This is a genomic window from Hydrogenobaculum sp. Y04AAS1 (genome assembly GCF_000020785.1).
In the GTDB taxonomy this organism is placed as follows: Bacteria; Aquificota; Aquificia; order Aquificales; family Aquificaceae; genus Hydrogenobaculum.
The window spans coordinates 1,329,571-1,353,256 of sequence record NC_011126.1; the positions used below are offsets into that span (position 1 = coordinate 1,329,571).

Sequence of the window (23,686 nt, forward strand, 5' to 3'; positions counted from 1 at the left end):
TTTTATCCTCTTAAATATTTTTCTTTCCATATCAAATATTATATAAAAAAAATTGTAATTTGTAAAACATTTTCTCATTCTTCTTCAAGTCTTATTAAAATAGGTTTTTCTTTTACCACAGAAAGTTCTTCTATATCGTTTAAAGCTGTTTTTATATCTTTTTCATATGCTTTGTGAGTCAGTATTACAAGTGGGACTACCAAGCTGTTTTCTTTTTTTGCCACTTTGCACACCATCTCCTTTTGCAACACAGATGCTATGCTTATGCCGTATTTTGCAAATACGTTTGCAATAGATGCCAACACACCTATTTTGTCTTCCACTTCAAACCTAATATAGTATCTTGTGTTAAAATTTTTGTTTAGTTTAAGGCTTTTATCGGTATTAAAAGCTTGAAAACGTTTTTCTGTATTTTTTGCTATATCTATGATATCTGATACTACTGCAGAAGCTGTTGGCTTTGAGCCGGCACCTTTTCCATACAGCATGCTTTTACCTACAAAATCACCATCTATTAAGATTGCATTGTATACACCGGATACTTTGGCCAGTTGCTCTTGATGGTTTATAAAAGTTGGATGCACCCTTACCTCAAGCTCACCGTCTATAGCTTTTGCAATAGCCAAAAGTTTTATAGCATATCCCAGCTCTTTACCGAGCTCCACATCAAGAAGATCTATGTTTGATATGCCCTCTATGTATATATCGTTAAAGTCTATATAACCACCGTAGGCAATAGAGCTAAGGATCGCTATCTTGTGAGCTGCATCTATACCTTCTATATCGAAGGTCGGGTCTTGTTCTGCATACCCTAGCGTTTTAGCTTCCTTGAGGGCTTCTTCAAAGCTTTTACCCCAGTCTAGCATGCTTGTTAAAATGTAGTTTGTAGTGCCGTTTAATATACCGTGTATATAATTTATTTTGTTAGCCACTAAGCCTTCTTTTAAAGCTTTTATAATAGGTATTCCCCCACCAACAGATGCTTCAAATTCTATGCTTACGTTGTGCTCTTTGGCTTTTTCAAAGATTTCTTTTCCATGTATAGCTATAAGATGTTTGTTGGCGCTTACAACGTGTTTTTTATTCTCTATGGCTTTTTCTATAAGCTCTTTTGCAAAGCCAACCCCACCTATTAATTCTACGACTATGTCTGACCTATCCAAAAGCTCTTTCAACGAGCTTACTTTTAAAGAATCATCTATATTGAAAGGTCTTTCCCTTTGCCAATCTTTATCTAAAATAGCGCTTAACTCAAGTTCCAAGCCTGTTTTTTCTTTGATGAGATTTTTATGGGTGATAAGAAGTTCTGCAACACCGGTACCAACGGTACCATAACCTGCTATACCTACTCTATACATACATACATTATATCATGTAAAATTTTTAATTTTAGATTATAATATTTATAAGGATGAATAAAAAAAATAATCTGCTTGTTTTAGAAGATGGTGTAAAGGTTATTTTAGCGCCAGCAAAGGTAAATTTTGGACTTTGGATAAAAGGCAAGAGGCCAGATGGCTATCACGATATATTTAGCATAATCCACACGATAGATTTGTACGATAGAATATACATAGAGCTCCATTACACTCTAGAAGTGCTTAGTGTTGGCCCTTTTTCTAAAAATCTAAAAGACAACATAGTCTATGAAGGAGTTTTAGCATTTTCAAGACTAACTGGTAAAAATTTTGATTATAAAATAGTAATTGAAAAAAATATACCTGTGGGTGCTGGTTTAGGTGGTGCTAGTTCCGATTTGGCAGCTGTGATAAGCTATTTAAACGAAGAGCTTGAAAACCCTATGAAAGAACAGGAGCTTACAGATTTTCTATCTTCTTTTAGCAAGGATGCGCCATTTTTCTTAAAAGGTGGATGCGCTTTGGTCTACGGCACCGGTGACCAAGTAAAAGTTTTAGAGCCTATTTCCAGAGAAATAACAGTAGTATATCCGAATATAGAAGCTTCTACTTCTAAAGTTTACGGTGCTTTTACAAAACAAACTGAAGAAGTTTTGTTGTTGGAAGATATTTTAAGGCTTTTAGAAGAAAACGATATAGAAAATATTATCGAAAATCACTTACAAGAAACCGCTATTGAAATATACAAAGAAATAGGAGAACTCATAAGATTTTTGGAAAGCGTCGGATACAAGCCGTATATGTCTGGGAGCGGTTCAAGCGTTTATGTGTTTGGTAAGCTAAGCGATAAGATTAAAATGGCTTTAGAGTCGAGGGGTTGGTACGTATACGAATGCAAAACCATATAATAGAAGAAATATTTGATATAGGGGATATAGACGAAAGATTTTATGCCATAGTAGGAAGGGCAGATGAAAACCTTAAAAAGTTTGTGGAGCTTTTTGAAATAAAGATAGTGGCAAGAGGCCAAGAACTACATATAAAAGGTGAACCTTCGAAGGTTGAAAACTTTATAGAGTTTCTAAACTATATAACAAAAGAGTATGCCAAATCCCCTCTATCTTCTAAAGATGTTCTAAATATGGCTATATCTTACACTCATAAAGAAGAAGACGAAGATGAAAAAGAATCCAAAGAAGAATATGAGACAATACTGATTACACATCGCAAAAAGGCCATAACTCCAAAGACGAGAAATCAATATTTGTATGTAAACTCCATAAAACAAAACGATATTGTATTTGGGATAGGTCCTGCTGGTACTGGTAAAACTTATCTTGCCATGGCGATGGCTGTATCCTATCTAAAAGCCCAAAAGATAAACAAAATAATTCTTACAAGACCAGCCGTAGAAGCCGGAGAAAAGCTTGGGTTTTTGCCAGGGTCAATAGCTGAAAAGGTAGACCCTTATCTTAGACCTCTTTACGATGCCCTTTTTGATATGATAGATTACGAGAAATCTGCTTATTTGTTGGAAAAGAATGTCATAGAGATTGCACCTCTTGCTTTTATGAGGGGTAGAACCCTAAATGATGCTTTTATAATACTTGATGAAGCCCAGAACTCCACAAAAGAGCAGATGAAGATGTTTCTTACAAGGATTGGCTTTGGGTCAAAAGTTGTGATAACCGGAGATATGACGCAGGTGGATTTGCCAAAGAAGGAACAATCGGGGCTAAAAGAAGCAATTCATGTGCTTAAGAATATAAAGGGTATAGATTTTGTGTTTTTTGATGAGAAAGATGTGGTAAGACACCCTATAGTCCAAAAAATTGTCAAAGCCTATGAAGTTTATGAACAAAATCAATCTAAAGACCTACAAGAAGCTTGAAATACCAAAAGAGTTAAAATATCTTTTGAAAAAAAGAGCAAGCTATACGCTAAAGTTTTTTGGTTTTAAAAACTCAATGCTGGACATTTATATTACAAATGATGAAGAGATAAAGCATTTAAACTCTGCTTATAGGCAAAAAGATAAGCCCACAGATGTTTTGTCTTTTAATATAAATGAAAATGTCGGAAATGTTTATTACCTTGGTGAAATAGTAATATCTTACGATACCGCTTTAAAACAAGCTATAGAGTACGGTGTTTCTTTGGATCAAGAGCTAACAAGGCTTCTTGTGCATGGTATTGTACATTTGATGGGACACGATCATGAAACTTCTTTAGAAGATGAAAAAATATTCTTTGAAAAACAAGAGAGTGCTTTAGCTATGTTTAATTAAATCGCATTTTCTGAACTAAGGAATAATTAATCGGAATAATTAATCTTTTGAAAAAGCTTTTATCTCATCAAGGGCTTTTTGAATGTCTTTGTTTTCTGTTTCCCATATGAAAACCCCGTATTTGTGAAATATCCATTTGGCGCGGTTGCTTTTTGGATGGTTTGTGGCTATAACAAAGTCTGATTTTACTTGAGCTATATCTGTGGCGGTTATGTCTTCTTTTTTTTCTTTATCGTCTTTAGCTTTTAATACAAAGGTTAATACAAAATTATCGTAAATATGTATCATATCTACATTTTGAAAATCTGAAACGGCGTTATCTTTTGTTAAAACGGCTATCCTTGAACTTTCCGGACCATCCTCCGGCTCGTAGTGAATAAAAACCATCTCCGTTTGGGGAAAAGCCCTTGATATTGCCTCTTCTATGCTATCGACAACGGTGTGGGATTGGTTGAAGTTGTGAGATTTGATTGAAATAGCAGCATCTATAAATATCTTATCACCAGATTTTCTCACCAAAAGCCTTTTGACGGATTTTACCCTTGGATCTTGCAGTATTATGTCTTTTATATGTTCTATCATTTTTGAATCCACCGAAGCATCCAATATTACAAAGATTTGCTCTTTCAATATATGAAAACCTGTATAGATTATAATAAGTATTATAACGCTTGCAAATACCTTATCCAAGTTTATATTAAACTCCAGCGATAAAAAGTTTAACGTTATAACAAAAGATCCAAACCCATCCACCAACATATGCTCGCTATCTGCCATTAAAGCTGGGGAGTTGTGCTTCTTGGCGGCTATTCTTTCTAATACTGAAAAGCCAAAGGTTATAACCATTGATATGATACCTACACCTAAGCCCCATGATATATATTGTCTATCTATTTTATAGTGACCAAAGAGCACATCCATAAACATATCATAGGCGGCGAAAAATAGAAAAAACGATATAAACATTGCACCTATATTTTCCAGTTTGTAAAGTCCATAGGGAAACTTCTCATGCTTTTTTTCAGACATGTATATAGAAATAAAGCCTATGAAAGAAGCTAAGCTATCCGATAAAGAGTGTATACCTTCTGCTTTAAGTGCTACGCTTTTAGACAAAAAACCCACTCCCAGCTTTATAATAGCCAGTAGTAGCATCAAAAAGATTGATATTATACTCCAGTGATACTTTTTCATCTATTTAATTTTACTAAATTTTTAAAAGCTTATCTTATCTATTAAATGGACACACTTTTCCTTGGTAAGAGTCCATCTTTTCAAGCTCTTGCTCTATTTTTTCCCTTACCTCTAACTTTCTTGAGAAAGTACAATAATCTGGGGCTATCAATCTGTCTGGTTCTACCTCGCCGGTTAGTCTGTGTATGACCATCGTCTGTGGAAGTATCTCTATTATCCTGGCGGCTCTATATGCATACTCTTCTAATGTTAAAAGCTTGAAAGGGTTCTCCAGATAGTCTTTTGCCATTTTTGTATTTTTGATGATGTGAAGTGGATGTATTTTGACACCATTTACGTTTAAAGCGACTATTAGCTTTGCGGTTTCTAAGTTGTCTTCCAAGTCTTCTTGGGGGAAACCCACTATAAGGTGAGCGCATATGTTTATACCTTTGTATTTCCTTGTTCTTAAAACAGCATCTACAAAATCAGATGCTCCATGGGCTCTATTTATCCACCTTAACGTACTAAAGTGAGAGCTTTGAAGGCCATATTCTATCCATACATCCAATTTGTCTGTATAGGTTTGTATAAGCTCCAATACGTCTTCTGGTACGCAATCTGGTCTTGTGCCAATATCTATACCCACAACGTTTTCAAACTCCAGCGCCACATCGTATACAGATTTTAGAAAATCTGAATCTCCGTATGTGTTTGAATAAGACTGGTAGTATATGTAAAAATATATGTTATCACCGTATCTTCTTTTGGCTTGGGCTATGCCTGAAGATATTTGCTCTCTTAAATCCATCAAAGGTGATATGTGGGCTGGCCTTGTGCCAGTAAGACAATAGGTACATCCACCAGTGGCTTTTGTGCCGTCTATGTTTGGACATGTAAAGGGAAGGGCTACCGTTATCTTTTGCACCCTTCTTCCATACTTTTGCTTAAGATAATCTTTTAACGTGTAAATCCTTGATGATGTCGCTAACATAGGATAAAAATATATATATTTTTTCTATTTTTTCACTAATAAAAAACACATTATTGCTGGTTTTTACGATAATAATCTTTAATTTTATAAAAGCCCAATACAAGAAGACAAAACAAACTAAAAGCGTTTGCAAAAATAAGAGCCAGCGAGTTTTGTATAATCCCGTACAAAAGCCACAAGCTTATACCAATCGTCATTATAATTAAGAAAAGACCAGATAACCCTTCGGCACTATTTTGTTTTATCACAGAATAAATTTGGGGAATATAACCAGATGTAGTAAGCACCCCCGCCACAAGACCTATTAGCTCTACAAAATTTTCTTTCATAAAAGCTTTTGAAACTCTTTTATTACATCTTTATAATCTATATTTAAACAAGGCACATCGTCTTCGCCTCTTTTGCAGGTTTTAGACCCGCAGTATTGACATTCAAGATTAAGACTTACATAATGCTGTAAAGGGCTTACTTTCCATATGGGGTATGCTCCCAAAAGCACCAAAGAAGGCACATTCAAAAACGTAGCAAGATGATAGCTAAATGTCTCACAAGAAACAAGCGCTTTTGCATCTTTTAAAATGCTTGCGTAAGTATGTATATCTGTAGATATGTATGTGGCAAAATCAAGCTTTTTTGTGATATAAAACGCTTCAGATTTTGGATAAGCAAACACCACATCGTAGCCTTTAGCATGTATAAACTTTGCCACTTCGTTAAATATATCTATACTTGGGACTTTTGTGGGTACAGGTGCTGTAGGAGATATTACTACATAGGTTTTACCCTTTAGAGGGTTTTCTTTGAAAATCCAAAAATAAGGCTCTACATCAACCTCTTTACCAAAAACAGGGCTTAGTATCTGAAGGGTATTTTTTATCTCATTATCTTTTGGACTAAAAGGAGTGAGTTTGTTGTATATAAAAGATAGAAACTTTTCTTTTTCTTTTTTATACAAAGCTACTTTGTATTTGGCTTTTAAGAGAAAACTATAAATATAAGAAATACCTTTAAAGGAAGTATCTACTAAAAAATCGTAAGAGCCTTCAAAAGAGCCAAATTTATCATCCATAAAATCTATGTAAGGGTTTTTTTCAAAAAGCTCTAAACCTTGTTTTGTGGTAAAAACCTCTACGATTGCATCTTTTTGGTGGGTTTTTATAGCTTTAAATAGCAAAGCGTTGTAAAGAAGATCCCCATAACCCCTATGAAGGGATAAAACCAAAACCCTCATATATGCTTCATAGCAAAAGCGTGAGCTCCCAGTATCCCAGCATCGTTTCCAAGCTCTGAAAGTGTGATATCTATATGCTCAACGCTTGGGTCTATAGATAGTGAAATAGCTTTATTTTTTATCTCTTCAAACAAAAAGCTAAAACCCATCATAACACCACCCCCAAGCACTATCTTACATGGATTTAACATATTTATCAAACTAGCAAGCCCATAAGACATATACAAAACAAACCTATCAAAAACCTTTTTTGCAACTTTTGAGTCTTTTTCACTAACCAAATCTTTTAAGCTTTTATTATAACCTAATTTTTTTAAATATCTCTCCAAAGAAAGCCCCCCAGCGTAAGCTTCAAAACAGCCCCTTTTACCGCAGGTGCATTTTAGCCCATTTGGTTTTAGTTTCATATGCCCTATCTCACCTAAGTTTGAATCACAGCCAAACCTAAGCTCTTTATCTATGATAAGCCCACCACCTATACCTGTACCTACAAAAACACAAGCTCCGTTTTCTACATCTTTTAACCCGCCGTATATGTATTCTCCGTACGTGATAGCCCTAACGTCGTTTATTAGGATAGTCCTTTTTTTTAATCTATTTTGCACAAGCTCTACAAAATTTATATCTTTCCAGCCTAAGTTTGGTGCGTGTTTTAAAATACCTTTTTTCATATCCACTTGACCAGCTATTGCTATAGAAAGTGTATCTATATCCTTATAATGAGATATTATTTTTTCTAAAAGCCTCAAAAACTCTTCAAAATCTTTTGGTGTTTCAAAATCAAGCCTATTTTTTATACTACCATCTTCTACTATCCCAGATTTTATATGAGTAGCCCCTACATCTAAAGAGAGTATCATGTTATAGTCCCTACAGATATTATACCAAATACATGGAAAACTCTTAAAGCTAAAAGGTGTAACTTCCCAGCCTTACCATGCTTACAATGAAGCATATATTTGATAGCATAAAAGGCTTTATAAAAGTACTTGAGCTTATAGCCGATTATATAAAAAGCCATGAGCATATAGAAAAATCTCATTGCATATTTTTAACGCTTGATTATATTGTATCTGTGAAGAATAACCCTGAAGAGGTTGAGAGTATTTTAAAAGAATTAACAGGAGGTGATAAGAAGGTTATGACACTAACAGAAAAGTGGATGATGGAAGGATTGCAAAAAGGATTAGAAAAAGGTAAGCAAGAAGGATTGCAAGAAGGATTAGAAAAAGGTAAGCAAGAAGGATTGCAAGAAGGATCTCTTAAAACCAAAAAAGATGATGTCAAGAGCGCCATCCTTATCAAGTTTGGAGTACTACCAAAAGAGCTTGAAGAGAAGATAGAAACCACAGATGATATAAAAGCTTTAGATGAGATGTTTAAGAAGGTTATACTGGCCGGCAAGATTGAAGAGATTTTGTAAGAGATCAACTTCCCTCTATTATTTTTATCTCCTCTTCCGTTAATCCGTAAAGCTTGTAAACTAGCTTATCTATCTCATGCTGAAGCCTTTTTACATGCTCTTGCTTTTCTTGATTTGTATCGTAATCTTTAGATTGGGTAAGCGTGAGGATTTGGTCTACTTTTTGGATTACTTGGTCTACGAGGGGCTTATTTTCTTTTGTGATTGGGGGAAGGGGGATAAGTTCAACATACTGTTTTATCCATCTTTGGGCTCCCTCGGATAGTGAATAAGCTAAGCTTTGCATATACCATTTTGAAATTTTAGAATTCAGTAGTCCTAAGATGAATTTTAAATTTTTGCCAGTCATTATATAAGCTGTTTGATTTGTATAAAACTTTTTATCATCATAAGCAAAAGAAGGTTCAAGGCTCATCTCTTGCCACACTATCTTTTCTTTTTCAAATTCTGGATAATATGCTATATTATCTTGTGTCTCAAACCATTTATTTGATGTCCTTTTACGATGACCTGGTTTCCCGTCTTGTAATAACCTATCTCCAAAGCTTCCTAAATACTCTTTCAAAGCTGGATAATTGTCAATATTAAGATTTTTTGCTGGAAAAGTTCCAATTATCCACAATCCAGCCCACTTATACATATATTTATCAATATCTCTACCTCTTAAAACTGGCTTTATAATTTCCTCTGTTCTTTTTCTCTCTTCTTCGGTTTTACAATTTCTTAAAATCTCATCTCTCTTCTCACTATCGATAATAAAAGCCTCATTAAATCCTGTTTTTATTCCATAATAAATCTTTACATCCCAATCTTTTAAAGGTTTTCCTGCTTTTTCAATCTTATCTTTTAAGCTCAAAACACTTTCATCTCCAAGCGTCCAAGCGTTATCAGAAAGCTTACTTTGATACATAGTTTGCCATGTTCTAAGTTCTTGCCATGTATCTACCTGAGGCCAACTATCTAAATGCTCAACTTTTTTCTCAGTAGCTTGCCCAATCAACTTGGGTTTGCCTTTTCTTCTCAAATACTCTTCAATATCTTCAATACCACCTTTAACCTCTAAAAATCTAAAAATATGCTCTTTCCTTGGCACAAGTCTGCCACGATCATTTTCTTTTCTAAAGATCAAAATATTAGTATCCACCGTTTGCTCAAAGACGCTATAACCACTAAAATCAATTATCTCTAAAATAGCTGTTTTTTCTTTTAAAAACTTTCTTAACTTCTCTCCGTACTTTGCCCTCATCCATTTGTTGCTTGTTATATATGCCAAGATCCCTTGATCTTTTAAAAGCTGATAGCCTTTTTCATAAAAATATACATACAAATCTGCCGTTGATGTGAAAACTTCGTAGTTTTGTCTTTCAAGGATCGGTTTAATGGCTCTTATTTTTTCATGTCTTACATATGGCGGGTTTCCAATCACGATATCAAAACCAGATTTTTCTTTGAACACTTTTTGGTTGTGGTATACTTGTGGGAAAAAGAGTTTAAAGTCAAAATCAACTTTGTATCCAAAAATTTCCTTAGAATTTTCAAGTCTTTTTAAAATCAAGGCATCAAGTTCTTTTTTTATTTCCTTTTTTCTTTCTGGATGCGTTTCTGAAAACAGCTTATCCTCTAATTTTTCTATTTTATCTGCTATATCACTTCTCCAATTGTTAGGAAATCCAATCAAGGAATTTCCCCTAACTATTTTATAATCTAAGTTTGGAAGCGGTTTTATATCATTGAAGGAATCTTCGTCGACTATCAAAGATAACCAAAATCTTAACTTACAAACCTCAACAGCCCCCGGATCAATATCAACGCCGTATAGAGAATTCTCTATTGTATGTCTTTTTAAATCATAATTACTAAGGTTGTTTTTTGTATATACAGAAAGAAGCTGTCTCAGCTTTACAATCTCATGTAACATGCCAACAAGGAAAGCTCCAGAACCAACCGCAGGATCGCAGATTTTTAGATCATTGAGTAGTTTATCTATTTCTTTAGCGTTTTTTACTATACTTTCAGGAATTTCGTATTTGTATTTTGAAGCTTTAACATTATTTTCAACTTTTTCTTGAGCTACTTTTTCATTTTCAACAAGCAAATCAGCATACTTGATAAACTTTTCTAAATCTTCTCTTCCAATTTTAGAACCGTGGTATACTTGCTCCTCTAATTGAGATTCAAGATAATAAAGGAGGCTTTCTTGACACATATAATGAACGATCTCTCTAGGCGTATAATAAACTCCATATTCTTTATTAAATTTAGACTCTTTGCTTCTTCTGGAAGACTTTAAAGCTTTTAAATACTCATCAAAATTATCCTCTCTAATTGCATTTAGTTTCTCATAAATCTTACCAAGTAGCTCTGGATCAAGTGCAACTTCTTTTTCAAGCGGTTCTTCTTCGTTTACAGTAAAGTTGTATCTGTCAAACACATCAAGTATCCCATCCCCTATATCACCTTCATCTGTTTTATGATTGTTTGAAAAAAGATCATTTGGCAGTGGGATATCTACCTTAACCCAGTCAAAATCATTTGGTGGATCAAAGAGCCCACCATTTAAAAATGGAATTTTACATTTAAGCTTATCGTAGTAATGGTCGTCAGAACTTCTACCATCTCTTAAAGCTTTATAAAATAACGGCTCAAGAACATCGTTATAAAAATTTTTATAGCTTATATACTCACCATTAAAAAGCTTTCTAATAAAATCTTTTGGACCTGTTCCAAAATCTTTGCCTTTCTCTACGCCAAACCATCCTTTTTTCTGCAAAAAGTATAAAAACACTATCTGACCAAGAAGCTTTTTAGCAAAATCAACAGTGCTAATATTCTTATTTTTAAATTCTTTCCTAAGCTTTTCGTCTTTTTTGACAATATTGTCAAGTTCAATCTTGGTTTTTATAAATAAATCTCTGTATTTTTCAAAAAATTCATCTGTGATGGTTTCTATATCAAAAGCTTTTTGAATTTCTTTTAAAGTAGGTTCTTCATCTGATTTTAAAAGCCCTAAGAATCTTGATTGAGCTGTATGACTTTTTTCGTTTTTACCAACTAAAAAAGACCATCTTTTAGCTGGTGATAGCTCATCTATTAATTTTCCTCCTTCTTTTTTATACTCTAATTTAACAAGAGAGAATCTCCAATCTTCCTCCATACAAGTCTGCCACGGTCTAGGAGATACGAATGCAACAAGCGCAGCGTCTTTTAATGAATCCGTTCCAACTTTCCCACTTAAATAATCAGCTACAAAGTTTCTTTGGGCTACTCTTGATCTATATAAAGATTGTCCTTTTTTGAGATAAACTATAAGAATATCTATCACATTTTTTTCTGAATCTATATACCTTCCCAATCTTTCCCAAGAACCTATGAAATCTAAATATTTTTCTCTTACTACTTGTGATCCGCTTCTTTTCTTTAGAAACTTGCTTCTATCGTACTTCTTTAGCAAATTAGCTATAAATCCCTCAAATTTCCTTTCATCAAATTTGCTTTCAAACACATCTTTTACAAGATTTTTTGCTCTTTCCTCGTCCATCTTAAACTCCTATAACATGGTTTAAGCATCTTTCTAAGTTCTTAATCGGTTTGCCTTTTTACTAATGCTGAAACCCGTCATTGCCGTTCTAGTATGCATTGCATTTATTACACTACCAGTGCCTATTACCTCGTCAACTCCCGACAAGTCTACCACGATCCACAAGTCTACCACGATCCACAAGTATGCCACGATCCACAAGTATGCCACGTCATAAATAAAATGCGATTTCATCGCTCTAAGTATAAAGATAATATAACCTCTCTTTTATGAGTCCTATTATCTATTATATCCGAGTATTTTTTATCAATAAAGTTTTTTGGAATTTCATTTTTTAATATGGATAGGGCTTTCGTTGGATCTTCAACATTTTCTATATACTTTAAAACCCTCTGAACTGTCTTTTTTGGTAAAGCACCCTCTTTTAATCTTTCGATGACAGCATCCAAAAACTCTTCTTGGTCCTCTGTTAGATTTCTTTTATCTCTAAATATAGCTTTAATATGTTTAAACAACTTTTGAGAGTTATCTCTACCTGATCTTTGATTATCTATTTCCTCCTCTAACGTATCATAAATAAAAGCTTCTTTGTTTTTATCAAGAAGATTGTAGAATTTTTCTAAAGGAATATTTATCCTCGGTTGGCTTTCATCACACTCAAATAATTTTGCAGCGGACAAGAAATCAAGCTCCCGGGTTTCGTTTTTGTCGGATATATAAAACTTCATCAATTTACCTTTTCTAAAAAATGTCAAAAGCATATCTGTATCTACTTCATAAATCTTACCAGAACGAGCTTTTTTGGGAATTTGCTTTATCTTTTCAAATAAATCTGGGTTGTTTTTCTTTATTTTTTCTATAATTTTATAGTATTTTAATTCACTTTCTTCAAACTCTTCTTCATTCAAAATATCTTTTGATATAAGTTTATCAAACAACTCATGAGAACCTATCGGCTCTCCTTCTGTTAAGATTGCAGCATCTCCACCGAGCAGATTTAGAAAAGCTTCTACCTTTGATCTAGCTATTTGTTGTAATTGTATTTGATCTTCTACTTGAGTGGTTGGAAAAAAGTTGAAGACATAGATCTTGTCAAACTTGGTATCCAATCTATTTACCCTTCCCACTCTCTGAATTATTTTAGTTGGATTCCACGGTATGTCGTAATTTATAATGATATTTGACCTATGAAGATTAACCCCTTCGGATAACACATCCGTAGATACAAGGATTCTATAATCATCTTTCTTTATCTTTGAGCTATCATCAAAGTTCTCAACAATCTTATCCTTTATCTCTTCAGGAGAACTACCGTGAAATAAGATAGCTTGATTGCCAAACACTTCATCTAATTTTTGTGTTATGTATTCTGCGGTTTCTCTGGACTCAGTAAAAATTATGATTTTTTGATCTTTCAAAATTTGGTTTTCTTTTAACTCTTTTATCAAAACATCTAACTTGGGATCTCTTTTAATATCCTGCCATAAATCTCTTATTCTTTCCAAAATTTCCTTATCTCTGTTTAAATTATTTATAAAATCTTCTTTAAAATCTTTTATGTCGTATTCTTGTGCTTTACCTTCGTTTATTAGTCTTTCTATTTCTTCGTCATTATCATTTTCTAAAAGCTCTAAAATTTTATTTGAATACTTCTTGCTAATATATACTTTTTTCTTATTTTTTATGGTATTTAACATCCCATCGTAAGATTTTATAAATCTATCCAACGTCTTTCTAAAAGCATAGAAACTACTCTCTAAACGCTTTACGAGAAGAACTTTCATGAAAGAAGCCATGTTTTCCTGGGATTGCTGTTCTAAAGCATCAATTTTTGATTTCAGATACAAAAGCGGTGTATACCTTGTATAAGTTAAGTTTTTAGTTATGAGATTAATCGTTTCCATAAAAGCTTTGTCTTCTTCGTCGTTTAATTGATACAATATTGGAATAGGGGCATCTACCTGAGGGAATTTCAAGCCATTTTTCTTAAGATCCTCCTTAAAATATGTTTCAATATCTTTCCTAGTTCTTCTTATCATTATATACCTCAAAACCTTATTCCTTATTTCTTTGGCTACGTCTCTTGATTCTTTTATAAATTTTTCTTGATTCTTGCTCTTTTTAGCGTTTTGTAACCTGGTTTCAAGCTTTTTAAAAAAACTTTCTAAATTTTTAATACCAGGTATATTGCTTTTTTTTGGGCTTTGAAATAACTTTATCTGAGACAAAATATCCTTTGGAGAATTGTTATAAGGAGTTGCAGAAACCAGTATAACCCTTTTGCCTCTACATATCTCTGCCAATTTTTCATAAGTGGTGTTTGATTCGTTTCTAAATCTATGAGATTCATCTATGATAATATTATCGTATTTTCTGCGTTCAATTTCTTCTATAGCTTCATCAAGCTTACCCACAGATACAGCTTTAAATGGTATATGAAAATCTCTTAAAACATTCTCCCAAGAACCAGGATTACTGCTGCTTAGTAAAGCCGGAGGAGCTATCACCATAGTTCTACCACCAAGTTGAGAAACTAACATGGCAGTCATATAAGTCTTTCCAAGACCCACAACATCAGATATAAAAACACCACCATACTCTTCTACAATTTTCTTAGCGTTTAAAACAGCTTGTTTTTGGTATTCAAGTTCTTTAAAATTATCTGGAAATTTGTTGCTGTATAAATCATCAACATTGCTTAGTTCGTCTTTGAAATATTCATACAAAAATTTAAGATAAAGTTCATAAGGTTTTATAGCATCATTTATGAACTTATTAATGGTATTCACAAACTTCTCGCTTACATCAACAGAATTTCTCCAAAGCTCTTCAAACCTTTGCTTTGCATACTCGTAATCGCTTCTATTTTTAAGCTCTACGTTAAACTCCAGATTTTCCACCAATCCTTTTTGGGTAAAATTGCTTGAGCCTGTTATCACTCTTCCAACATCTCTATCCCCCTCTTTAAATGTCATTATGTAAAGTTTAGCATGCAAGCCCCCTTCTTTATGAGCCCTTATCTCCAGCTTTTTTGTACTTATCCATTCTATAAATTTTCTGATACCTTCCTCTGTTTCTTTATTATCTTCTGAATCCTCAAGATCTTTAATTATGCCTTCTTCTATTGATTCTTTTATTTCTTTCTCAGACAAAGCAATAGAGCCCTTCTGAATAGAATCATAAGTAAATTTATCAGTAGAAATCCCTATTAGAATTCTTATTTTATCTGTACTCTCTAAAGATTTATAAATAGCATAAAAACCACTTGCAAAAAAATAGCCAACTAAAACGTCAAAAAATTTTACATCTTTGATAAGTTCGTTAAACCTATCTTTTAAAGTCTGCCCTTCTTGATTTGTAATAAAAGTAATATCAGTATAGCTCATTTATAAACCCTACGATTATTATATCTTAAAAGCTAAATATATCGAAATTCTGAGGTGTTATAGGGGCTTCTTCTTTGTACATGGTTTTGTCCCAAAAGCCTTCTTGGGAGCAACCGATGCAACCATGACCTGATTTTATGGGGAAAGATAGGCCGTTGTACCAGCCGATGGAACTGCAGGCGTTGTAGGTGCTTGGACCTTTGCATCCAAGTTTATAAAGGCAATGACCGGCTTTTGAGCCTTCATCGTCAAAGCGTTCGGCAAACTTGTTGGCGTTGTAAAAGTTCTTCCTATAGCAAGTGTCGTGGATTGTCATACCATAAAACATCTTTGGTCTTAACTTGCTATCAAGAGGAGGTAGTTCGTCTTTTAAAAGCATATAAACGATCACACTTGCCATTACCTCTGGTATAGGAGGACATCCTGGCACTTTCACGATGGGTTTATTTTTGATGATAGTATCTACTGAAGATGATTTTGTAGGGTTTGGATAAGCCACTTGTACACAGCCAAAAGAAGCACACGAGCCCCAAGCTATAATAGCTTTTGCACCTTCGGCAGCTTCCAAAAGCTCTTCGTTGAAGGATCTTCCTCCCACCATGCAGCAAGCCCCGTCTTCAAACTCTGTAATGCTTCCTTCTATGGCAAGTATGTAGTTTCCTTTGTATTGTTCTATTATTTTCTTTTTATAGTTTAATAGATTTTCACCACAAGAAGCAGATATCAAATCATCGTATTCTAAAGATATCAACGACACCATATCGCTAAACACCGGCGATGAGCTTCTCATCAAAGACTCAGAACAGCACGTGCATTCAAGTCCATGAAACCACAAAACCGGTATCCTTGGCTTTTGTTTTAGAGCGTTTATTATGTCGTTTATTTCATTTGGGTTTATACCAAGAAGCCCGCATATTTTTGTAGAAAAACTTATGAATTCTCTATACCTAACCCCTCTTCCCGCTAAAAAATCATAGTACGTTTCCATAAAAAGCTTAAAACACTAAATTTTTAAAGCTATATTAAAAGCTGTTTAAACTGCTGTTTTGGGTATTTTGAACGCTTTGGGTTATCATGTTGTTCATGAAATTGTAAAGGGCTGATTCAAAAGAGTTTATTCCAGTGGTAGCTTGCTGGTTTTCTTGTTTGGATTTTTCAGCAGGCGATACTGGCTCACCCATAAAAAGGCCAAAGGGTAGTACACCATCTACCATACCCGCTTGCTGGGCTTTTGGTTGGTTGGTCTGTGCATTTTGTAAAACTCCAACGTTTAAGGCCGCATTTAATACATTCATTTTACACCTCCTTATATTAAGGATATTGTTTTTGGCTTTTAGTGGTATGATACTTATCATTGCCTAATTAAAATTGAGATTTCATATTAAAATCTATGAAACTTATAGAAGTGCCTCAAGACAAGGAAGCTTATATAAAAGGCTATGTGATAAGCGGAAAGAGTGAAAATCCAGGCTGGAAAAGAAAGCTCATAAGCATGGGGATAGTGCCTGGGATTACTGTAAAAATACTTAGAAAAGATGACAGAAACACAATTTTAAAAGTCTACAATTCAAGAATATCCATATGCAACTATCTTGCAGAAAAGGTTGAAGTAGAATGAAAAAAAAATAGAGGTGAAGTAGAATGAAAAAAATAGAGATGGCTTTTGTTGGCAATCCAAACGTTGGAAAATCCACCATAATAAACAACATAGCAAAAACCTCATTAAAAGTTGGCAATTGGCCGGGCGTCACCGTAAGGAAGACAGAAGCTTTTCTTACATACAAAGACTACGAAGTGCATGCAATAGACCTACCCGGTGCTTATTCGCTTGATTATATATCAGAAGATGTAGCTGTCACCACAGATTTTTTGATAAATTCCCCTCCAGATATAATAGTAAATATCATAGAAGCTACAAACTTGGAACGTTCTTTAATATTGACCGCTGAGTTGATAGAGCTAAAAATACCTATGGTGATAGTTCTAAATATGTGGGATGAAGCTTTAAAACTTGGGGTAGATATAAATATAAAAAAGCTCTCAGAACTAATAGGCGTTGATGTGATAAGTGCCATAGGTACTAAGGAGGATTTAAAAGACAGACTTTTAGAGAGTATAATATCTACTTATGAACAAAAGAAAATACCAAAAGACCTAAGATACTCAGATATCACAGAAAAAGCCATAAACGATATCTTATCTTTCTGTGCCGTACCACCTAATAAAAATATACCGCCTAGATTTTTTGCCATGAAGATGCTCGAGCGTATAATCCCATGTGATTGTTGCAATGAAATCATATTAAAACTTGAAAACGATTTGAAAGAAAATATCTACGATATACTTAAAAAAGATATGTACGGCGTTGCTCACTTTATAAGTTCAAGCGTTGTAAAAAGAAGCTTCAAAGATGAGATAGAACTAACGGAAATCCTTGATAAGTTTGCCCTCCATCCTTTTCTTGGGCTTTTGATATTTGTAGTGGTGATGTATCTAATGTTTAAACTATCTTTTGATGTGAGCTATCCTATATCAAACTGGATAGGAGATTTTGAAAGCTCGTTTTTACATCCTTTGGTTTATAAACTTTTTCCAAAAGCCCCATACATAGTAAAAAGTTTTGTAGCTGGTGCAGTACTAGATGGTGTTGGTTTTGTGATAAGCTTTGCACCCCTTGTGGGGGCTTTGTTTGTTGGACTTTCTGTGTTGGAGTTGTCTGGATATCTTCCAAGAGTACCCATTATTTTTGATAGGTTTGTATCTAAGTTTGGGATAGATGGAAGAGGCATACTTCCTTTTATGCTTGGCTTTGGTTGCAATGTCCCAGCCATTATGGCCCTTAAGGTATTAGAAGATAAGCGCTCAAAGCTCATAGTGGCTGCTATGATACCATTTACCAGTTGCCCAGCGAGGTTTGTGGTGTTTGCTTTTTTTGGAGCAATATTTTTCAAAAACCCTGCTCCTATAATCTTATTTTTATATTTACTTGGTATATTTTTTAGCATACTAACGGCTATAGTTATGAACAAGGTTTTACCAAAAACAGAAAGCTTACCTATGATACTGGAGCTTCCTCCTTATAGAAAACCGCCTTTAAAGATAGTCTTAAACATAGCCTTTGTAGAATTAAAACGATTTTTAAAAAGAGCAGGTACTTTTATATTTGCCTCCACGGTAGTGGTTTGGGCTTTTCTACATATACCCCCAAACACAAATGTAAAAGATACTGTGGCTGGAAAAATAGGTGGTGCTTTGGTATATGTGTTTAAACCAATAGGTATAGAAGACTGGAGAGCCACCACATCGCTGGTACCAGCTTTTTTGGCAAGAGAGATCATAATAAGTTCTATGGGTGCTATATACTCAGCTTCCACCAAAGAAGATTATTCAAATTTTAATATAGAAAAGTCTTTCAAAGAACAAATGATATCCCTTGAACAGGCTTTAAAAAATACGGTGCTTTCTTTTGTTTCTCCTGGGTTTTCAAATGTTTTTACAAAAGAAAGTACCGATTCTTCTACCATAAAAGCTATAAGAGATAGCTTAAGCCCTTACGGAGCTTTATCTTTTATGGTGTTTGTTCTTTTGTATACCTCTTGTATAGCTACGGTGTCTATTTTAAAATCAGAGTTTGGAACAAAATTTGGTATGCTTTTTTTGCTATACAGCTTTGTGTTAGGCTGGGCGGTAGCCTTAGTAATATATAGGGTAAGTATGGTGCTACATGTTTTTTGATTGGGCTTTTGTAATACTTCTTTTAACTTTTGGTATTTTTTATCTTATCAAAAGCCGAAAATCAAAGGCTAAAAAATGCGATAAATGCCACTAAAAAATCAAAAAGCTAGCGGTGGGGGTCGAACCCACGACCTCGTGATTACAAATCACGTGCTCTGCCGACTGAGCTACGCTAGCTAAATTAAAGCTAAATTATATCAAATAAAAACAATCTTGTCAATATCTTGTAAAATATGTTCATAAATAACAATACTGTGTAAACCGTGGTAGACTTGTAGACCGTGGTAGACTTGTAATTGCTTTGTAGATTTCATATAAATTTTCAGGCTTTTACGAGAGGTGGCAAACTTTAAAAAATGTTATATAATTAAAATATTCAATTGTAGGAGATTTTATGATGATACCTCCAATGGGTCCAAAAGATAAAATGTCTAAGGTTGCAAGCTTTATAATGGGGCTTGCTTATGGTTTTAAAGGCAAACCGGGTATAGTAAAAACATACCCTATGAAAGAGTTTAAAGGTGCCGTCCCAGAAGGGGCTATTGTTTATTATGCCAACAAAAAGCTCGATGCCATAAGCAAGGAACCTTTGATTTACAATACACATATCATAGTAGTACAAGAGTTAAAAGACCAGCTTTTGGTAGAAATTTATAAAGACGAGGTGTGATATATGGGATTTTCTAAGCTTTTAAGAGAAGGAATTTGGGATATACATAGTATGGCGGATAGCTCTACCGTAGCCCAAGACATGCAAGAATCACGAACCACGTTTGAGGATATGAAAAAGATAACCGCAGGTCTTTACTATATATACAACACACTAGAAGATGCCATAGAACAAAACAAAGACAACCCTTACGTGTCAAAAATATATTATCCGGAGCTTTTCAGAAGAGAGCACATTGTAGAAGATTTGAAGTTTTACTTTGGAGAGAACTATATTGAGCAAATGTACCCAACGGTAGCTATACTCTTATACATATCAAGGATAAGGTATGTAGCAAAGCATGAACCCATGCTTCTTATAGCCCATGCTTATGTTAGGTATATGGGGGATCTTTCTGGTGGGCAGATGATAAAAGATATGATAAGAAACGCTTTAAACTTGCAAAACAGTGAGGGCACAAGGTTTTATGAGTTTGATAAAATAAAAGATATCATAGAGTTTAAAAGAAATTACAGAGCTTCTTTGGACACGTTAGACTTGACAGATGAGCAGATAAAAGCTATCATAGGAGAGGCTAACATAGCATTCTTGTACAACGTAAACTTCTTTAGAGAGGTGAATAGACCAGTTCCTTACCCGGATGAAATAGAGAAGCCTTATCTTGTAAGGGCTTACGAAAAGATAAAATTCGTATAAAATACTTGACTTTTTTTATAAGATTATTTAATATTTTATGACAACTTTTTAAGGAGCGTTTGATGGAAAACGTATGCTGGTACGATTCTAAGATTAGTATACCCAAAGAGGGTTCTTTTATCAAATTAAAAGCTGATAAAACGTTGGAAGTACCAAATAACCCCATCATACCTTTTATCCAAGGGGACGGTATAGGCCCTGAAATAACACCTCAGATGATAAAAGTAATCAACAAAGCTATGTCAAAAGCCTATAACGGCTCTAAAGTGATATACTGGGTAGAGGTGTTGGCTGGAGATATGGCAGAGCAAAAAGGCCTTGAAAGGATGCCAAAGGAGACTTTGGAGCTTTTAAAACAAAGTATCGTAAGTATAAAAGGTCCTCTTGGTACGCCGGTGGGAAAAGGTGGAAAATCTTTGAATGCAATCTTGCGTCAATCTATGGATTTTTATTCTGCCATAAGACCCGTTTACTGGATGGGTCAACCCTCTCCCATACCAAACCCTCAAAGGGTAAATGTGGCAGTGTTTAGAGAAAACTCCGACGATGTATACATGGCTATAGAGTATATGCCAAAAACAGATGCTTTTAAAAAAGTAAGGGAGTTTTTTGTAAAAGAAATGAGTGTATCAGAAGATGCTATACCAGAAGATGCGGGTATTACGGTAAAGCCAATGTCAGAGTTCAAAACCAAAAGACACGTAAGAAAAGCTTTTAGATACGCTCTTCAAAACGGCAAAAAGCATATAGCGGTGGCAGGCAAAGGAAACATTATGAAAGCCACCGAAGGTATGTTTATGAACTGGGCTTTTGAAGTGGCAAAAGAACCAGAGTTTGAAGGTAAAATAATCACAGAAGGAGAGCCAAAAGAAGGTCAAGCCAAACTCTACAAAGTTATCACAGACCAGATGCTCATGCAGCTTGTATTAAACCCAGATTATTACGATGTAATCATCACGCAAAACCTAAACGGAGATTATATATCTGATTTGGCTTCTGCTTTGGTGGGTGGTCCTGGTTATGTGCCAAGCGGAAATATAGGCGATGGATATGCGCTTTTTGAAAGCACCCACGGAACTGCTTACGATATAGCTGGTAAAGGCATGGCAAACCCACTTTCTATAACGCTTTCTGGTGCTATGATGCTTGAGTATTTGGGCTTTTATGAAGCTGCTGGTCTTATTTATAAGGCTATTAAAAGCGTAATAAACCAAAGAAAAGGCACACCAGACATAGCTTCAGGTTTTAAAAAGATGGGCGTAGAAGCTATATCTTTAACTGCATCTCAGTTTGGTGATGCTATTATTGATGAGATTGATAAACTTTGATTTGAGAGGTGATAGATGAAACTTACCGTAAGGCAAAAGGAAGATTTTCATTTTGTGGGTAAAGGGGAATCTGGTATAGAAGTCCCCATAGATGCCGCTGGTTATGTAGGTGGTAAAGGAAGGGGTGTAAGACCGCCTGAACTTTTGTTTCTTTCTATAGCTGGTTGTATGGGTATTCATGTATATGAGGCCCTTCATAAAGCTGGGAAACACGTGGAAGATATTGTTGTAAACACAGACAGCGAAAGAAAAGACACATATCCAAAAGTCTTTACTAAGATTTATTTGGATTTTACAATAAAAGGTAAAGACCTCTCAGAGCAAGATGTAAAAGAGGCTATAGAGACGGCTCTTAACAAAACCTGCAGCATAGCTTATATGATAAACCAAGTAGCACCTATATCTTATACATTCAAAATAGAGAAGGGGTAAACCTATGTTTAAAAAGATATTGGTGGCAAACAGAGGTGAAATAGCTTGTAGAATTATAAGGGCTGCAAAGGAGCTTGATATACCCACAGTAGCCATATACTCCGATGTAGAGCCCACTGCTAGGCATGTGAAGATGGCAGATGAAGCTTACATGATAGGTGCAAATCCTCTTGACACATACCTAAATGCCCAATTGATAGTGGACTTAGCAAAGTCTGTGGGGGCAGATGCCATACATCCAGGATACGGGTTTTTGGCAGAAAATGAAGGGTTTGCAGAGCTTTGCGAAAAAAACGGTATAACTTTTATAGGGCCTTCTGCTGAAGTAATAGCCCTCATGGGCGATAAGGCAAGGTCCAAAGAAGTGATGAAAAAAGCAGGTGTCCCCACGGTGCCAGGAAGCGATGGAATACTAAAATCTGTAGAAGAGGCTGTTGAAATAGCAAAAGAAATAGGGTATCCGGTGCTTTTAAAAGCATCTGCTGGGGGCGGTGGTAGAGGTATTAGAATATGTAAAGACGAAGAAGAGCTTAAAAGAAACTACGAAGCCGCTTACTCTGAGGCCCAAAAAGCCTTTGGAAGAGGTGATTTGCTTTTAGAAAAATACATTCAAAATCCAAAACACATAGAGTTTCAGGTGTTAGGTGATAAATATGGAAACGTGATACACCTTGGGGAAAGGGATTGTTCTGTCCAAAGAAGAAATCAAAAGCTTATAGAAATAGCTCCTTCTTTGGTATTAAACGAAGCAAAGAGAAAGCACTACGGTGAAATAGTGGCAAAAGCTGCAAAAGAAATAGGGTATTACAGCGCTGGGACCATGGAATTTGTATCTGACTTAGAAGGCAATATATACTTTATAGAGATGAACACCCGTATTCAGGTAGAACACCCTGTAACAGAAAGAGTTACCGGTGTTGATATAGTAAAAGAGCAAATAAAGATAGCGGTAGGCCATAAGCTTGAGATAAAACAAGAGGATGTCAAGTTTAACGGATACGCCATAGAATGTCGTATAAATGCAGAAGATCCAAAGAAAAATTTTGCTCCAAGCATAGGTACCATAGAGCGTTATTATGTGCCTGGGGGATTTGGTATAAGGATAGAAAGTGCAGCTTCTGTAGGTTACGAAGTAACCCCTTATTACGACTCTTTGATAGCAAAGCTTATATGCTGGGGTAGAACTTGGGAAGAGGCACTCTCAAGGACAAAAGCAGCTTTGGATACTTATGAGATAAAAGGTGTTAAAACTACAATACCTCTTATTAAGAAAATTGTAGGAGAAAAAGATTTTAGAAACGGATACTTTACTACCAAGTATTTGGAAGAGCACCAAGAGGTGTTTGATTACGAAGAGCCAAAGGACAAAGAAGATTTTGTAGCTTTTATAAGCGCAGTCATAGCTTCATATCACGGGTTATAAGGAGGTTAAAC

At 34.8% G+C, this 23,686-nt stretch carries 20 protein-coding genes, 1 tRNA gene and 1 pseudogene; 11 read left to right on the top strand and 11 right to left on the bottom strand.

Annotated features, from left to right (window positions below; all coding sequences use genetic code 11):
• Positions 1-74: 74 nt before the first annotated feature.
• Positions 75-1,358 (bottom strand): homoserine dehydrogenase, encoded by a 1,284-nt coding sequence (locus HY04AAS1_RS07125; RefSeq protein WP_012514454.1) that lies wholly within the window; start codon positions 1,356-1,358, stop codon positions 75-77.
• Between the two features lie 53 nt (positions 1,359-1,411).
• Here HY04AAS1_RS07125 and HY04AAS1_RS07130 point away from each other — a divergent pair, with 53 nt between their 5' ends.
• The 3 genes from HY04AAS1_RS07130 to ybeY are packed head-to-tail and all read left to right on the top strand — an operon-like array spanning position 1,412 to position 3,646.
• On the top strand, positions 1,412-2,266 hold the full coding sequence (locus tag HY04AAS1_RS07130) for a 4-(cytidine 5'-diphospho)-2-C-methyl-D-erythritol kinase (protein ID WP_012514455.1): 855 nt from the start codon (positions 1,412-1,414) through the stop codon (positions 2,264-2,266).
• Positions 2,251-3,249, top strand: a complete 999-nt coding sequence (locus HY04AAS1_RS07135) for a PhoH family protein (RefSeq protein WP_012514456.1) — start codon at positions 2,251-2,253, stop codon at positions 3,247-3,249. Before HY04AAS1_RS07130 ends, HY04AAS1_RS07135 begins: the two co-directional genes overlap by 16 nt.
• Positions 3,212-3,646: an rRNA maturation RNase YbeY gene (gene ybeY / locus HY04AAS1_RS07140; RefSeq protein ID WP_012514457.1), complete on the top strand. Its 435-nt coding sequence runs from the start codon at positions 3,212-3,214 to the stop codon at positions 3,644-3,646. The genes HY04AAS1_RS07135 and ybeY overlap by 38 nt, the downstream gene beginning before the upstream one ends.
• 39 nt (positions 3,647-3,685) lie before the next feature.
• Here the strand turns inward: ybeY and HY04AAS1_RS07145 are convergent, their stop codons facing one another.
• From HY04AAS1_RS07145 to HY04AAS1_RS07165, 5 genes are read right to left on the bottom strand one after another with little or no spacing between them, the layout of a single operon-like run.
• On the bottom strand, positions 3,686-4,840 hold the full coding sequence (locus tag HY04AAS1_RS07145; RefSeq protein ID WP_012514458.1) for a cation diffusion facilitator family transporter: 1,155 nt from the start codon (positions 4,838-4,840) through the stop codon (positions 3,686-3,688).
• A gap of 34 nt (positions 4,841-4,874) precedes the next feature.
• Positions 4,875-5,813 (bottom strand): TIGR01212 family radical SAM protein, encoded by a 939-nt coding sequence (locus HY04AAS1_RS07150; protein ID WP_012514459.1) that lies wholly within the window; start codon positions 5,811-5,813, stop codon positions 4,875-4,877.
• A gap of 50 nt (positions 5,814-5,863) precedes the next feature.
• A complete protein-coding gene (locus tag HY04AAS1_RS07155) occupies positions 5,864-6,142 on the bottom strand; it encodes a SemiSWEET family transporter (RefSeq protein ID WP_012514460.1) in 279 nt (92 codons plus the stop codon).
• Positions 6,139-7,044: a glycosyltransferase family 9 protein gene (locus HY04AAS1_RS07160; protein WP_012514461.1), complete on the bottom strand. Its 906-nt coding sequence runs from the start codon at positions 7,042-7,044 to the stop codon at positions 6,139-6,141. Before HY04AAS1_RS07160 ends, HY04AAS1_RS07155 begins: the two co-directional genes overlap by 4 nt.
• Positions 7,041-7,904 carry an ROK family protein gene (locus HY04AAS1_RS07165; RefSeq protein ID WP_012514462.1) on the bottom strand — a complete coding sequence of 288 codons (864 nt, stop codon included), beginning with the start codon at positions 7,902-7,904 and terminating at the stop codon, positions 7,041-7,043. Before HY04AAS1_RS07165 ends, HY04AAS1_RS07160 begins: the two co-directional genes overlap by 4 nt.
• A gap of 77 nt (positions 7,905-7,981) precedes the next feature.
• Between HY04AAS1_RS07165 and HY04AAS1_RS07170 the strand changes: the two are divergent.
• A pseudogene (locus HY04AAS1_RS07170) lies at positions 7,982-8,467 on the top strand (hypothetical protein); the annotation flags it as partial.
• Between the two features lie 4 nt (positions 8,468-8,471).
• Here the strand turns inward: HY04AAS1_RS07170 and HY04AAS1_RS07175 are convergent.
• From HY04AAS1_RS07175 to HY04AAS1_RS07195, 4 genes are all read right to left on the bottom strand, one after another.
• Positions 8,472-12,005: a TaqI-like C-terminal specificity domain-containing protein gene (locus HY04AAS1_RS07175; protein ID WP_012514464.1), complete on the bottom strand. Its 3,534-nt coding sequence runs from the start codon at positions 12,003-12,005 to the stop codon at positions 8,472-8,474.
• 230 nt (positions 12,006-12,235) lie between these two features.
• Entirely contained in the window at positions 12,236-15,391 is a 3,156-nt protein-coding gene (locus HY04AAS1_RS07185) for a helicase-related protein (RefSeq protein ID WP_012514466.1), read from the bottom strand.
• Positions 15,392-15,416: 25 nt separating this feature from the next.
• Positions 15,417-16,379, bottom strand: coding sequence for a hydrogenase small subunit (locus HY04AAS1_RS07190; protein ID WP_012514467.1), 963 nt, complete (start codon positions 16,377-16,379; stop codon positions 15,417-15,419).
• Positions 16,380-16,413: 34 nt separating this feature from the next.
• A complete protein-coding gene (locus HY04AAS1_RS07195; RefSeq protein ID WP_012514468.1) occupies positions 16,414-16,686 on the bottom strand; it encodes a hypothetical protein in 273 nt (90 codons plus the stop codon).
• A gap of 95 nt (positions 16,687-16,781) precedes the next feature.
• On the opposite strand from HY04AAS1_RS07195, the gene HY04AAS1_RS07200 reads away from it, so the two are divergent.
• Positions 16,782-17,009, top strand: coding sequence for a FeoA family protein (locus HY04AAS1_RS07200; protein ID WP_012514469.1), 228 nt, complete (start codon positions 16,782-16,784; stop codon positions 17,007-17,009).
• A 23-nt stretch (positions 17,010-17,032) separates the two neighbouring features.
• Positions 17,033-19,126: a ferrous iron transport protein B gene (gene feoB, locus HY04AAS1_RS07205; RefSeq protein WP_012514470.1), complete on the top strand. Its 2,094-nt coding sequence runs from the start codon at positions 17,033-17,035 to the stop codon at positions 19,124-19,126.
• Between the two features lie 104 nt (positions 19,127-19,230).
• On the opposite strand, the gene HY04AAS1_RS07210 is transcribed toward feoB, so the two are convergent.
• Positions 19,231-19,303: transfer RNA gene (locus HY04AAS1_RS07210), tRNA-Thr, on the bottom strand.
• A 217-nt stretch (positions 19,304-19,520) separates the two neighbouring features.
• On the opposite strand from HY04AAS1_RS07210, the gene HY04AAS1_RS07215 reads away from it, so the two are divergent.
• From HY04AAS1_RS07215 to accC, 5 genes are all read left to right on the top strand, one after another.
• Complete coding sequence (locus tag HY04AAS1_RS07215; RefSeq protein WP_012514471.1) at positions 19,521-19,796, top strand: hypothetical protein; 276 nt, start codon at positions 19,521-19,523, stop codon at positions 19,794-19,796.
• 3 nt (positions 19,797-19,799) lie between these two features.
• A complete protein-coding gene (locus HY04AAS1_RS07220; RefSeq protein ID WP_012514472.1) occupies positions 19,800-20,492 on the top strand; it encodes a biliverdin-producing heme oxygenase in 693 nt (230 codons plus the stop codon).
• 62 nt (positions 20,493-20,554) lie between these two features.
• Positions 20,555-21,820 carry an NADP-dependent isocitrate dehydrogenase gene (locus HY04AAS1_RS07225; RefSeq protein ID WP_012514473.1) on the top strand — a complete coding sequence of 422 codons (1,266 nt, stop codon included), beginning with the start codon at positions 20,555-20,557 and terminating at the stop codon, positions 21,818-21,820.
• 15 nt (positions 21,821-21,835) lie between these two features.
• Positions 21,836-22,252, top strand: coding sequence for an OsmC family protein (locus HY04AAS1_RS07230; protein ID WP_012514474.1), 417 nt, complete (start codon positions 21,836-21,838; stop codon positions 22,250-22,252).
• Positions 22,253-22,256: 4 nt separating this feature from the next.
• Positions 22,257-23,675: an acetyl-CoA carboxylase biotin carboxylase subunit gene (gene accC / locus HY04AAS1_RS07235; protein WP_012514475.1), complete on the top strand. Its 1,419-nt coding sequence runs from the start codon at positions 22,257-22,259 to the stop codon at positions 23,673-23,675.
• Positions 23,676-23,686 lie beyond the last annotated feature (11 nt).

Coding starts and splice junctions, on each gene's coding strand:
- HY04AAS1_RS07230 (WP_012514474.1), top strand. CDS start 21,836: ATGAAACTTACCGTAAGGCAAAAGGAAGATTTTCATTTTGTGGGTAAA.
- HY04AAS1_RS07160 (WP_012514461.1), bottom strand. CDS start 7,044: ATGAGGGTTTTGGTTTTATCCCTTCATAGGGGTTATGGGGATCTTCTT.
- HY04AAS1_RS07175 (WP_012514464.1), bottom strand. CDS start 12,005: ATGGACGAGGAAAGAGCAAAAAATCTTGTAAAAGATGTGTTTGAAAGC.
- HY04AAS1_RS07165 (WP_012514462.1), bottom strand. CDS start 7,904: ATGATACTCTCTTTAGATGTAGGGGCTACTCATATAAAATCTGGGATA.
- HY04AAS1_RS07225 (WP_012514473.1), top strand. CDS start 20,555: ATGGAAAACGTATGCTGGTACGATTCTAAGATTAGTATACCCAAAGAG.
- ybeY (WP_012514457.1), top strand. CDS start 3,212: ATGAACAAAATCAATCTAAAGACCTACAAGAAGCTTGAAATACCAAAA.
- accC (WP_012514475.1), top strand. CDS start 22,257: ATGTTTAAAAAGATATTGGTGGCAAACAGAGGTGAAATAGCTTGTAGA.
- HY04AAS1_RS07185 (WP_012514466.1), bottom strand. CDS start 15,391: ATGAGCTATACTGATATTACTTTTATTACAAATCAAGAAGGGCAGACT.
- HY04AAS1_RS07135 (WP_012514456.1), top strand. CDS start 2,251: ATGCAAAACCATATAATAGAAGAAATATTTGATATAGGGGATATAGAC.
- HY04AAS1_RS07200 (WP_012514469.1), top strand. CDS start 16,782: ATGAAACTTATAGAAGTGCCTCAAGACAAGGAAGCTTATATAAAAGGC.
- HY04AAS1_RS07150 (WP_012514459.1), bottom strand. CDS start 5,813: ATGTTAGCGACATCATCAAGGATTTACACGTTAAAAGATTATCTTAAG.
- feoB (WP_012514470.1), top strand. CDS start 17,033: ATGAAAAAAATAGAGATGGCTTTTGTTGGCAATCCAAACGTTGGAAAA.
- HY04AAS1_RS07215 (WP_012514471.1), top strand. CDS start 19,521: ATGATGATACCTCCAATGGGTCCAAAAGATAAAATGTCTAAGGTTGCA.
- HY04AAS1_RS07125 (WP_012514454.1), bottom strand. CDS start 1,358: ATGTATAGAGTAGGTATAGCAGGTTATGGTACCGTTGGTACCGGTGTT.
- HY04AAS1_RS07220 (WP_012514472.1), top strand. CDS start 19,800: ATGGGATTTTCTAAGCTTTTAAGAGAAGGAATTTGGGATATACATAGT.
- HY04AAS1_RS07145 (WP_012514458.1), bottom strand. CDS start 4,840: ATGAAAAAGTATCACTGGAGTATAATATCAATCTTTTTGATGCTACTA.
- HY04AAS1_RS07195 (WP_012514468.1), bottom strand. CDS start 16,686: ATGAATGTATTAAATGCGGCCTTAAACGTTGGAGTTTTACAAAATGCA.
- HY04AAS1_RS07130 (WP_012514455.1), top strand. CDS start 1,412: ATGAATAAAAAAAATAATCTGCTTGTTTTAGAAGATGGTGTAAAGGTT.
- HY04AAS1_RS07190 (WP_012514467.1), bottom strand. CDS start 16,379: ATGGAAACGTACTATGATTTTTTAGCGGGAAGAGGGGTTAGGTATAGA.
- HY04AAS1_RS07155 (WP_012514460.1), bottom strand. CDS start 6,142: ATGAAAGAAAATTTTGTAGAGCTAATAGGTCTTGTGGCGGGGGTGCTT.